Source organism: Longimonas sp. (assembly GCF_046498435.1).
Classification (GTDB): Bacteria; Bacteroidota; Rhodothermia; order Rhodothermales; family Salinibacteraceae; genus Longimonas.
In genome coordinates this window covers 15,958-27,897 of record NZ_JAWOAR010000338.1, presented here as the reverse complement: position 1 = coordinate 27,897, position 11,940 = coordinate 15,958, and the positions used below count along the sequence as shown (strand labels likewise).

The window sequence follows — 11,940 nt, the reverse complement described above, 5'->3', positions numbered from 1 at the left end:
TCATTCAACTGCTCAAAAAGCGGACGCTGATCGCCGTGGCGCGCGTCATCCCACGCCGTATACTCAAAAGAAAAAGCCATGCGTCCTCGGGGTTAGTGGCAAAGAGCCGTCGGAGTATCCGTAACGCCGTGGGCAATGTGGGTGTTCAGGGGGATGCGAATTCGTTGCGCCGTTGGTGCGGGGGTAGATTCATCTTCATCACATTGCTCCATTCCAATAATCGAACGGCCCGCCTGTAGGGACACGACCAAACGCCCACCCTGACGCGCGCGGTCGGGGTGGGCGAGTTAGAATGCAAGGGCTTGGTCTTTGGCGAAGCGTGTGTCCGTGTACACACCACACATGCCGTGTGTGGCGTGTTATCATCTTCCGGCAGGTGCCAAGGCCGAGGAGAGGACCGGGGTCAGTCATCTCCGAGGCTAAACTGCACCCACACGGTAGTGCGTGCGGCCACAGCCCGACCGCTCACCTGCGCCGCTTCAAACTCAGCGTTGCGTACCACGCGGAGCGCCTCGTCGTCGCACCCGTAGCCGATGCCTCGAACAAGCTCGACCTCGCGCACTGTGCCATCCGGATTCACCGTTGCCTGTACGTATACGCGCCCTTCCACCCCACGCCGAGATGCTCGTTCGGGATACGACGCATCTTCGGTAAGCGCCGAGAGTCCTCCTACAGGCCGGGGTTCCTGATCCACGACCGTGTATACGCGCTCCCCTGTTTCCTCATCTTCCTCACTACGCTGGTCTTCGCGCTGGCTCCGCTCTTCAGCCATCTGCAGTTCTTCGTACTCGCGCTGGGCCCGCTCCAGGCGCTCAACCACTTCGTCGCTATCCGGATTGATTTCATAGGCTTGACGATAAAGCTGAACGGCCTCCTCATAATTCCCCTCTTGGAACGCATCATCGGCCTGTGAGCGCACCTGTTCGAACTGTTCTTCTTGCTCTTCTTGCTCAGCCAGCAACTCTTCGTTGCGGGTCATCATCTCCTGCACTTCAGCATTGTCGGGGTTGATCTGAACGGCCTGCTCAAGGACATCCTGCGCATCTGCATAGTTCGACGTCTGCATGAGCCGTTCAGCGCGGTCCATCAGTTCCTGAAACTCTTCTTCCTGGCTACGCTCAGCCAACTCTTCCGAAATCGACTGGATGCGCTCCTGGGCGTACGAGTCGTCGGAGCGGTACTCAAGCGCATCCTCATAGTTGTTCTGTGCAGCTCTCAGGTTTCCCTCCTCATACTGCCGATCGGCTTCCGAGATAAAGAAGTCATAGAGCTGGTCGGGGCCCATTTCCTCACCGCCTCCGTCTTCAGAACGCTCGCGCAGCATTTGGCGCTGCTGGTCTTCAATTTCGGAAATTCGCTGCTCGGTTTCCTCAGTTTCATCGGACTCCAAATCGAGATCGTCCTCCAGGTCGAGCGCGTTGTAATAAGCCGCCATGGCCTGTCCGTAAAGGCGGTTGGCCTCCTCGTAGTTATTGCTTTCATAGAGGTTGTTTGCACGCTCAAACAGTTCCTCTCCCCGCTCTATTTGCTCACGGTAGCGCGACTCCTCACTTTCCTCCTGACGCTCAGTAATGCTTTGAAGCTGTTCAAGCGCATATTGATCTTCGGGGCGGACTTCCAAGGCCTGGTTGTAAAAGCTCTCTGCTTCGTTGTACTCTCCTTCGCCAAAGAGCGAATCGGCCTGCGCACGATAGTCGGCGTATGAACCGCTCGACCCCGAATCGCCCGAGGCAAACCAGAGCCCCCCGCCAAGTCCAACGAGAAGAAGTGGAATGCCAACAAGCAGCACCGTCGAGAGCGAGGATTTTTCTTCAGGGGTGCGCTGTGCCCGTGCTGGGCGGTCGCCACTGGCTGTGGTCAGCACCTCAATTTCTTCATCTTCCTCTTCGTCTCCGCGGGCCAGCGCCGTTTCCTCCTCGGTTTCTACCGGCATGATGGCATACGAGGCCTCATTGCTGTCGTAGCGCTCCGACGACTCTTCAAGAGCTTTGCGCAATGCATCAATCGACTGCAGCCGTTTCGAAGGATCCACAACCAACGCCTCGATCAGCGCCTCGCGCACGCCAGGCGAAAACGACACCTCGGCATCTTCAAGAAGCGTACTGAGCGGATCGCTACCTTCAAGGCGATCGCTGGCTTCAGGCATCGGCTCGCCCGTTACCATGGTGCAGATGGTTGCCGCTGCGGCGTAGACATCGGTCCAGGGGCCCTGGTTGGCCCGCGGCGTGTACTGCTCAATGGCACTGTAGCCAGGCTGACGAATCAGGTCGAGCTGATCAGCCGATCGTGCAAGCTGAATCTGCGCTCCCTGAAAACCGGTCAGCATTACGTTGCCCTCTTCGAGCAAGCGAATGGTTTCAGGAGACACCCCGCCATGGTAAAGCCCGGCCTCGTGGGCCACATGCAAGGCTTCCAAAATCGGCACCATAATCATGAGGGCCGCTTTTTCGGAGAGCTGCCCTTTACTCGCAAGCCCCTTCGAGAGCGACATGCTCGGCTGGTGCGGACGCACTCGGTAGCTCGTTCCGTTGGCTGCAAACAGGTCTACGTGCGTGGGCAGCGCCTCATGCTGCAATTCGGCAAGCACTTCCGACTCTTTCTGGAAGTACCCCAACCCCGACTCGAAAAGCGACTCGGCTTCTTCACCGTCTGTCACCTCGATAGAGGTTTTGCCCGACTCGCGTTTGGCAATATCAACCGGGAAGAACTCACGGATGACATATTGCTCTTTCGAGTCGACATCTTGCCCAAGATACTTAATATCAAATGGGCCCGGGTCGCCAAGCGTGCGCTTGATCGAATATTTTTTATTGAGAACGGTGAGCGGAGCCAGCTCCATAGCGTGCGCTCGAATACGTGAAAGGGATGGCGAAGGCGAAACAGACCGACTTTGCCTGTACTCCGCACGGTTCTTCACCGCGCACAAGGAGTCACAGCACGTAGCGTCAGATCCATCAGTGTCACGTCTATGCCCCTGTGGGTCGGGAAACGTTGAACGTGATCGGGTTAACTGTTCTGTTATATATTACAATTTCTTGCTATGGAATGCAAGAAAACAGGTTTCTGTAGATCGTTCTCTCGTTCAGACACGATGCACTGCTATGTGACAGCATGCAGGCCGCTGCCCTGAGGGGGCTCTAAAAGCGGCTACGCCACGAGGAAGAGCCCCGCGACCAGATAACGTGTTTGAGTCCCAACTGCATACGTCCTCCCCATAATGCTGCAACCAGATTTGGTATTGCGTGGCACCGATCCGAAACCACGGGCCCAACAAAAAAGCGCTCCGGGGAGACCGGAGCGCTGGAGTACCGCGTACGGGATTCGAACCCGTGTTACCGCCGTGAAAGGGCGGCGTCCTAGACCAGGCTAGACGAACGCGGCATAATTTATATGTGAGGGTGACCGGAGGGATTTGAACCCTCGGCCTCCAGGACCACAACCTGGCGCTCTAACCAACTGAGCTACGATCACCATGTTGCGCCAACGTCAGGGTTTCATTGTACAAGCCGATTGACTCTTTTGCAAGACAAGAGGTCATGAACCCGTTCGCTGCAATTAGTCGGCAATCAGTCGGCAATCAGTCGGCCGTAATCAGCAACTGATCTGCGGCCTGTTTGGGCGTCGGTCCCCCTCCGTTAAGGCATACAAATTGACGCCTCCCCCCCACCGGTGTTCCGCATTCATGGAGCACTCACAGGAAGCTACGATGAAGGGGTGATTTGCGCGTGTACGTCCACCATTTCAAGGGCGGCCAGTGCGGCTTCTGTTCCCTTGTTACCCGCCTTTGTACCAGCCCGCTCAATGGCTTGCTCTACCGTATCGGTGGTGAGAACACCGAAAATTACGGGCACCCCCGTCTCCACCGATACACTTGTAATTCCGCTGGTTACCCCCGAGCATACGTAGTCAAAGTGCGGTGTGGCACCGCGAATTACAGCCCCTAACGCGATAATGGCATCGTACTCGCCCGAGGTCGCCATCCGTTTGGCCAGCACTGGGATCTCGAAGGCACCTGGGCACTCCACCACAGGCAGCGCTTCGGTGTTCACCCCGTGCCTACGCAGCGTACCTAATGCGCCTTCCAGCAGCCGCTCGGTGATCAGGTCATTGAACCGGCTCAAGATAATCCCGAAGCGGGTCCCATCAGAGGCAATGTGGCGTCCTTGGATGCGGGTGGGCATAGCGTCGTGGGCAGAGCGTTTGTTGGGGATACGTGCGGCAGGCTGTTACGTGCAGGCGGCTGCCATTCGTTCCCAGGCGCGCCGTGAGAGTCCGGTGTGCCCCACCCCGCGTGCAGTGGCGTGCAACGGACCGTGGAAATCGGACCCGCCCGTGACGTGCAGGCTGTTGGCATGTGCCCGATTGCGGTAGTAGGCTTCGAGCGAGGCATCGTGCGAGGGGTGTACGCACTCTAGCGCGTCGAGTCCGGCATCAATGAGCCCGCGCAGCACGCGCCCCGGCAGCCAGTGCCCGGGATGTGCCACAGCGGTGATGCCGCCAGCCTCGTGGATTTGGTCGATCATCCATGCAGCCTCCACCTCGGGCAACGGCACGTACGCGGGCTTGTTGTCGCCAAGATATGCATCAAACGCAGTGCCGACCGACTCAACGGCTCCACTCTCCTGAAGCGCTGCCGCAATGTGCGGACGGGCCACGACGCCGTCTCCTGCCGGTACGTGACGCTGCACATCGGCCCATGTGATGTCGAGTCTGCACACGGATTGCAGCTTTTCGACAATGGCCTGCGCCCGCTCAATGCGCGCCGTTGCGTAACGATCGAAGTGACGGGTCAACGCTGCATCGGTCGGGTCAAATCCGTAGCCCAGCAGGTGGATGCCGTGGCCCTTGTGGTGCACCGTGCACTCCACGCCCGGTACGAAAACCAGCCCGACCTCTGCGGCCGCAGCCTGTGCCTCGGTAATGCCCGCTACGGTGTCGTGGTCGGTCAGTGCAAGCACACCCAGTTTGGCGTTCTTGGCTTCGCGAACCAAATCGCGGGGCGCAAGGTGGCCATCTGAGGCGGTGCTATGCGTATGCAAGTCGGCATAGACCATAAAAGCTGGTCGGTAATAGGGGGATCAAGACGGCGTGTTGCATCCCCCTGAACCCTACCTCCCCCTCGAAGTTTACGTCTTCCGTTGTTATTTATCGCCTTCTGTACGCTGTTTATGGATCGGCTTTGGAGTCCCTGGCGAGCCGCTTACGTGGAAACGGCTAACGACCGCGCCGAATTGGACGACGACACGTCTATTTTTGCCCACCTGGTGGCGCAAGACGACGACCGCGAGAACCTGATCTTGTGGCGTGGCGCTGAGGTCTTCGTGATCATGAACCTGCATCCGTATAACAACGGGCACCTGCTTATCCTGCCGTACCGGGTGGTGGCCGAGTACGATGCGCTTACGGATGCGGAGCGCATTGCCCTATCGCAGACGGCCAATCGGTGCATTGGGTGGCTGCGCACCGCACTTGATCCGGATGGCTTTAACGTGGGGATGAACCTGGGCCGGGCCGCGGGGGCGGGCATTCCCGAGCATCTGCATATGCATGTGGTGCCGCGATGGAGCGGCGATACCAACTTTATGCCCACCACCGGCCAGACCAAGGTCATTCCCGAATCGCTGGGCGACACGTACGCAAAGCTCAGAGCGGTTATCGAGTCGGATTCGGAGACGTAAGGCCCTTCTTGTTTACTGTTCTCATTCCCGATGCTGCTTCGTTATGTCTGATGTCTCTTCGCTCGACGTGCTCCGCGACCAGGCCGATGCCTACGTTTTTCAGCACATCCATCCCCACGTGCGCTTCGGCACGGCCAGCGACCGATATGCGGGGTGGATTGGACAGGTCTATCCCGACGAGGCCGCCGATGAGGTACGCACCCAGTCGCGCTCGCTGGGCGGCACGTCGTACAGCATTGGCAAGGTGCCTATTTCGTACGCGCCGGAGTACTTCGATCACTTTTCGGTGCTGGAGATCGACTTCACGTTCTACCATCCGCTCCATGATGCGGGCGATTCTACGCGCACCTTCCACACGCTTGCGCGCTATGCTGAAGCGGCCCCAAACACGGCACGCTTCCTGCTAAAGGCCCCGCAACGCTTCAGCGCACGCACGCTGCGCACCAACACCAGCAACGGACCGCGCTACACTGACAACGCCAATTACCTGGATGCCGAGGCCTACGTATCCACTTTTCTGAATCCGGCCCGCGAACTGCTCGACAATCGGCTCGTTGGGGTTATTTTTCAACAGGAGTACCAGCGCCGCGCCGACAGTCCCCCACCGCGAGCGTTTGCCGACGATCTGGATTCTTTTTTTGCTGAGGTGCCAACGGAAGTGCCCACGCATCTCGAAATCCGCTCAGCACACCTCTTGCAGCCGGTGTACTTCGACTGGCTGGCGTCACGAGGGCTCGGACACGTATTTAGCCACTGGAACTGGTTGCCTATGATTCGCGAGCAGTGGCATCGGGCTGGCAAGCGGTTTACCGAACGCACAGGCACGGTGGTATGCCGTCTGCTTACGCCTCGCGACATGCCCTACGCAGAAGCGTTCAAGCATGCGCACCCGTTCGATGCCGCTGTGCCAGCGCTTTCCGAGACGCAGCAGGCGCACGATATGGTGCTGGATGCAACGGCACTGGCGTTCCAGGCGGAGCAGCAAGACACGACCCTGCATCTTATTGCCAACAACCGTGCCTGGGGCAACGCCCCAGAACTGGCCCGCACGATTGCCCATCGCATTTTGGATGAGCGCAAAAAGCGATCTAAGAAGTACTCGTAGCTGCGTGCTACCTGGCCTGCTCGTCGAGATAATCTTGCAGGATGAGCGCAGCAGCAGCGGCATCCACCCGGCCCTTGTCGTAGCGCCCGGGCTGGCGTACGCCCGCCTCGCTAAGCGCCTGCTGGGCTAACTCGGAAGTATTGCGCTCGTCGCGGCGCACAATGGATACAGCAGGAAGCGCCTCTTTAATCGCATCGATGCAGGCTTGCACGCGCTCAGTCATGGTTCCGGCAGTGCCGTCAGGCTCCAGCGGCCACCCAATGACAATGCCCGCGAGTCCCTTCGTATCCGCCAGCTCCTGCAACGTATCAACGAGCTGTTCTGGAGGCACAGCACCGTGCGAATAGGCTGTCATGTGGAGCGGATCGGAGAGGGCCAGCCCTACGCGCTTGGTCCCATAGTCAATGCCAACAAAGCGGGGCGGCGTGTTTAGCACAGGCTACTCATCGTCTTCGTCGAGATGCTTGTCCGCGCTGCCTTCAGGGATTTCGTAGCCCAGTTCGTGCAGCGGCTGCTTGAGCACCTCGCGGATGCGCTTGCCGGGACGGAAGTGCGTCTTGCGGCGGCTGTGTACGAACACCGTTTCGTTGGTCTTTGGGTTACGCGCTTTGGGCTTTGCTTTGGTTTTCTTGACTTCGAACACGCCAAAGTCGCGCAACTCAATGCGCACGTCGGGATCAGCTTCGACAAGGAAGTCGCCGATCACCTCAAGCACCGTGTTGACCCACGGCTCACTCTTGTAAACGGGTTCGTCCATGCGGTTGGCTACACGTCGAGCAATATCTTTTTTTGTGACGGTTTCAGTACGCTCTGTCATTGAATCGAAGTCGTTAGGAGATCAGGATGCCGAATTGGTACGCTAATGTACTTCGCTCTTGTGTTGTGTATGGTCCGACCGATGGCGGCGCTCCGAACTACTCTTCAAACCGGTACACGCCGTGGATGCCATCAATACGTTTCAGACGTTCCATCAATCGTTTCAGGTGCTCCAGGTCACTTACGTGGAGGACGACCGTTCCGGAAAAGATGCCGTCTTCCGAATCAATGGTTATAGACCGAATATTCGTCTTTAAGTTCTTGGAAATCACGGTTGTCAGATCATTAACCATACCCACGCGATCTTCGCCGACCAGCCGCAGCGCCGCGCCAAACTGTACATCATTCTGATGGCTCCAGTCTACTTCTAAAATGCGGTCTGGATGATTGGCAAGCAAGTCGGGGGCATTCGGGCAGTTCGAGCGGTGTATGTTGATGGAGCCCGAGCGGCTCACGTAGCCAAACACCTCGTCTCCTGGAATCGGGTTGCAGCATGCGGCATAGTTCACAGCCAGATCGGTTTGCAGTTCGCCGTTAATCAACAGCGCCTGCTTGCCTGAGGTTTGCGCCGCATCCAGAAAGCTCTCGTATTTCTTGCGGAGGGCCTGCTCGTCATCTTCGTCGTCGGTACCATTTTCAGATTGCCCGCCCGTTTTGATGCGATTGATGAGCTTATTCGGCTCATACAGGCCGCTTCCAATTTCGTAAAAGAGCTGCTGCAGATCAGGAAACTTGAGTTCGTGGGCTACCTCCTGCAAGTCCTGGTCGCTAATTTCAACACTGGCACGGCGTGCCTCTTTTTCCCAGATCTCACGGCCAAGCTTAGCGGTCTTGCGGCGCTTTTCGTTGGTCCAGTGCCGAATGCGACTCCGCGCCTTGTGCGTCACCACAAAGTTGCTCCAGTCAGGATTCGGGGTCTGCTTCTTTGAGGTGATGATCTCGACCTGATCGCCGCTGGCCAGTTCGCGTGAGAGGGGTACCATTTTCCCGTTCACCTTTGCACCGATGCACTGCATACCTACCTCGGTGTGCACCTTAAACGCAAAATCGACTGGCGTGGCCCCCTGCGGAAGGGTCATTAGGTCGCCCTGCGGCGTGAAGACGTAGATCTCTTCGTCGTACAGGTTGAGCTGGAACTCCTCGACGAACTCGGTGGCCTGCTCGGGCTTCGGACTCTCCAGCAGGTCACGCACCCAGTCGAGAAACTGGTCCATCTCCTCGTCAGAGCGATCGGCACCTTCTTTGTACTTCCAGTGCGCCGCGACCCCACGCTCGGCAATCTCGTGCATCTCGTGCGTGCGTACCTGCACCTCTACGCGGCGCCCCTTTGGCCCGAGCACCGTGGTATGCAGACTCTGATAGCCGTTCGATTTCGGTACCGAAATGAAATCACGGAAGCGCTCGGGCAACGGTTTGTAGAGATCCGTGACGATGGAGTAGACGCGCCAGCAGTCTTCGCGCCCCTTTTTGCCCTCTTCGTCGAGCACCACCCGAATCGCAAAAATGTCGTAGATCTCGTTGAGCGGCTTGTTCTGCCGCTTCATCTTGCGGTGGATCGAGTAGATGTTTTTCACGCGTCCGTACACATCGAAGGTAAATCCTTCGTTTTCCAGGCGCTGCTTCAGCGGCTCAATGAAGTACGCGATATACGCCTCCCGCTCGTCTTTGCGGTCGGCCAGGCTGTCTACAATCTGCTGGTACGATTCGGGGTCGAGCACCTTCAGCGACAGGTCTTCCAGCTCACTCTTTACGGCAAACAGCCCGAACCGATGGGCCAGCGGGGCAAACAGCTCTTTTGTTTCGCTGGCTTTCTTGAGCTGCTTTTCCTTTGGAAGCGCCTCAATAGTGCGCATATTGTGGAGGCGGTCGGCAAACTTGACGAGGATGACCCGCACGTCTGTCGCCATCGAGAGCATGAGCTTGCGCACGTTTTCGGCCTGCCCCAGTTCGCGACTTGCAAACACACCGCTGATCTTTGTAAGCCCGTCGATGATCGTAGCCAGCGTATCGCCAAACTCTTCCCGAATCAGCCCAATGGAGAGGTCAGTGTCTTCGACCACATCGTGCAAGAGCGCAGCGGCTACGCTCACGTCATCGAGCCCGATGTCGCGTGCTACGATATCGGCTACTTCCATAGGATGCGCAATGTAGCGCTCTCCCGAAGCGCGCCAGTGGTGACGGTGTGCCCAGTAGCTCAGTCGAAACGCACGCCGCACCATGTCCTCATCAACCGATGGCAGATGCGTGCGACAGTGGGCCAGCAGGCGCTCCAGGCGCGCCTCGTACGTAGGCTCGACCGAAATATTCGCTTCTTTGAGCACCGACGAGGCCTGTATCATAAATCTCCGTCATCAACCAAGAAAGGTGGGCTTAGCACAGTTTGTTACGACGCGTGTGCCGGTGAGATTCATAGGCACTCCACGCCCCAAACAGGTGTCTTTGGTCTGCTGCTGCATCTGCAAACAAAAAACCTGCCAACAAAAAACCTGCCAACAAAAAAGCGAGGCCTTCTGTGCAGAAAGCCTCGCTTTTCAATCTCAATATGTGTTCATCGTGCACTACGCATCATCGCTTTCATCGCGGCGGCCTTTTCCACTGCCGCGACGCGTGCCGCCGCTGCTGCCGCTTCCGCCTGTGCTGGCGGGCTGCACATCGTTGTAATCGACCAGCTCCACGAGCGCCATCTCGGAGCCATCGTTGTTGCGCTGGCCCAACTTGATGATGCGCACGTAGCCTCCGGGGCGGTCGCCCACACGCTTAGCCACCTCGTCGAAAAGCGTGGTTACCGCTTTCTTATCTTGCAGGTACCGAAAGACCTGGCGACGATTGTGCTCGCTGTCGGTCTTGGACCGCGTAATGAGCGGCTCAACGAAGGGGCGCAGGGCCTTTGCCTTCGCAATCGTGGTCTTGATGTGCTTATGCTCAATCAGCGCATTGGAAAGCGCCGCCAGCGTGCGCTTGCGGTGGGCGCTGGTGCGTCCGAGTTTATGGCGTTTCGTGCGGTGTCTCATGGTAATCGGTAGAACAAAAAGGAGTTAGGTGAGCCGTGCAGGGCTGTCCTGGCAGGATGCGTGCGTGCCACTGCTGCGAGTTAGCCGGACTGCTCTTCGAGGTATTCTTCGACATCCATTCCGAAGTGCAGGCCGCGTTCGTCGAGCACCTCGACCAACTCTTGCAGCGACTTGCGTCCGAAGTTCCGGAACTTGAGCATCTCGTTCTCTTCGCGACGCACCAAGTCGCCAATATTTTTGATACTGGCCGCTTTCAGGCAATTGTGCGAGCGAACCGACAGGTCGAGCTCGTCGACGGGCTGCGAAAGCAGATCGCGAATACGCTGCACCTCTTCGTCGACTTCCTGCTCTTCTACGACCGGTTCCGGCTCCTCATCCAACTGAATGAAGAACTGGATATGGTCGCGCATGATGGCTGCGGCACGCGTCAAGGCTTCCTCGGGCGTGATGGACCCGTCGGTGTCTACGTCGAGGGTTAGCTCTTCGTAATCAATCTTCTCGCCGATACGCATCGGCTTGACCGAGTACTTCACGTTCTTGATCGGCGTGAAGATGGAATCGATTGCGATTACGCCGATGGGGTCGTCCTCGCGCTTGTTTTCTTCGGACGGCACGTATCCCCGTCCGTATCCGACCCGTAGATCCACGTTGACTGAGGCATCCTCGGCCAGTGTGGCAATGTGGTGGTTGGGGTTTAGAATCTCGAACTCGCTGGTCGCGTCTTGCAAGTCGGCTCCCGTCCAGGTGCCTGGTCCTTCAAGGGTAAGGTGGATGTGCGCCTCATGCATTTCTTCGGCTTTCATGCGCACGCCCTTCAGGTTCAGAATGATGTCGGAGACATCTTCTGTGACCCCCGGGATAGTTGAAAACTCGTGCTGTACGCCATCAATTTTGATCGCCGTAATCGCCTGTCCAGGCATCGACGACAGCATGACGCGGCGCAGGGCATTGCCGATGGTAATGCCGAACCCCCGCTCAAGCGGTTCGATGACAAACTGTCCGGTGGTGTCGGATGCGTCCTCTACATGGACGGCATCCGGCATTTGAATCCCAAAGTTGTTCATACGCTCGAATCGGTGATTGTGTACAAAGGCAGTGCAAGGCGGAACGCAGGCGGAAGCAGCGCGCGCAGCCCGGGGCAACATGCATCCTGCGCTCGCATGCACAAAAGGGGTACGAAGAGGAGCAGTTAGACCGCACAGCTATATGTGCTTGGCTACTGTGGGCTGAGGCTAACTTGGTGCACAACAGCTTCGGTATGCGCAAGGTGCAGCGCGTTCTGCGGGTTGCGTTCCTTGCAAAATCGCGTTACACCAGGGCAGCCGACGTA

Annotated in this window: 11 protein-coding genes and 2 tRNA genes; 3 read left to right on the top strand and 10 right to left on the bottom strand. The window is 57.8% G+C overall.

The window, feature by feature from the left end:
• Window positions 1–239 (top strand): hypothetical protein (locus R6U20_RS13270; protein ID WP_410338319.1); only part of this gene is annotated, 239 nt, incomplete at its 5' end.
• A 164-nt stretch (window positions 240–403) separates the two neighbouring features.
• Here R6U20_RS13270 and R6U20_RS13265 read toward each other — a convergent pair.
• The 5 genes from R6U20_RS13265 to R6U20_RS13245 all read right to left on the bottom strand — a co-directional run bounded on the left by R6U20_RS13265 (window position 404) and on the right by R6U20_RS13245 (window position 5,054).
• Window positions 404–2,839 carry a TonB family protein gene (locus tag R6U20_RS13265; protein WP_410338318.1) on the bottom strand — a complete coding sequence of 812 codons (2,436 nt, stop codon included), beginning with the start codon at window positions 2,837–2,839 and terminating at the stop codon, window positions 404–406.
• Between the two features lie 467 nt (window positions 2,840–3,306).
• Window positions 3,307–3,381, bottom strand: a tRNA-Glu gene (locus tag R6U20_RS13260).
• Window positions 3,382–3,397: 16 nt separating this feature from the next.
• Window positions 3,398–3,471 (bottom strand) — tRNA-His (locus tag R6U20_RS13255).
• A gap of 230 nt (window positions 3,472–3,701) precedes the next feature.
• Window positions 3,702–4,181, bottom strand: a complete 480-nt coding sequence (gene ribE, locus R6U20_RS13250) for a 6,7-dimethyl-8-ribityllumazine synthase (RefSeq protein WP_410338317.1) — start codon at window positions 4,179–4,181, stop codon at window positions 3,702–3,704.
• Window positions 4,182–4,226: 45 nt separating this feature from the next.
• Window positions 4,227–5,054: a PHP domain-containing protein gene (locus tag R6U20_RS13245; RefSeq protein ID WP_410338316.1), complete on the bottom strand. Its 828-nt coding sequence runs from the start codon at window positions 5,052–5,054 to the stop codon at window positions 4,227–4,229.
• Between the two features lie 114 nt (window positions 5,055–5,168).
• Between R6U20_RS13245 and R6U20_RS13240 the strand changes: the two genes are divergently transcribed.
• Window positions 5,169–5,678: an HIT family protein gene (locus tag R6U20_RS13240; protein WP_410338315.1), complete on the top strand. Its 510-nt coding sequence runs from the start codon at window positions 5,169–5,171 to the stop codon at window positions 5,676–5,678.
• 43 nt (window positions 5,679–5,721) lie between these two features.
• On the top strand, window positions 5,722–6,783 hold the full coding sequence (locus tag R6U20_RS13235; protein WP_410338314.1) for a DUF72 domain-containing protein: 1,062 nt from the start codon (window positions 5,722–5,724) through the stop codon (window positions 6,781–6,783).
• A gap of 7 nt (window positions 6,784–6,790) precedes the next feature.
• Here the strand turns inward: R6U20_RS13235 and ruvX are convergent, their stop codons facing one another.
• From ruvX to R6U20_RS13210, 5 genes are all read right to left on the bottom strand, one after another.
• A complete protein-coding gene (gene ruvX / locus R6U20_RS13230; RefSeq protein ID WP_410338313.1) occupies window positions 6,791–7,219 on the bottom strand; it encodes a Holliday junction resolvase RuvX in 429 nt (142 codons plus the stop codon).
• A 3-nt stretch (window positions 7,220–7,222) separates the two neighbouring features.
• A complete protein-coding gene (locus R6U20_RS13225; protein ID WP_410338312.1) occupies window positions 7,223–7,600 on the bottom strand; it encodes an HU family DNA-binding protein in 378 nt (125 codons plus the stop codon).
• A gap of 97 nt (window positions 7,601–7,697) precedes the next feature.
• Complete coding sequence (locus tag R6U20_RS13220; protein WP_410338311.1) at window positions 7,698–9,938, bottom strand: RelA/SpoT family protein; 2,241 nt, start codon at window positions 9,936–9,938, stop codon at window positions 7,698–7,700.
• 219 nt (window positions 9,939–10,157) lie between these two features.
• Window positions 10,158–10,610 carry a 50S ribosomal protein L17 gene (rplQ, locus tag R6U20_RS13215; protein ID WP_410338310.1) on the bottom strand — a complete coding sequence of 151 codons (453 nt, stop codon included), beginning with the start codon at window positions 10,608–10,610 and terminating at the stop codon, window positions 10,158–10,160.
• 80 nt (window positions 10,611–10,690) lie between these two features.
• Complete coding sequence (locus R6U20_RS13210) at window positions 10,691–11,674, bottom strand: DNA-directed RNA polymerase subunit alpha (RefSeq protein ID WP_410338309.1); 984 nt, start codon at window positions 11,672–11,674, stop codon at window positions 10,691–10,693.
• Between the last annotated feature and the right edge of the window lie 266 nt (window positions 11,675–11,940).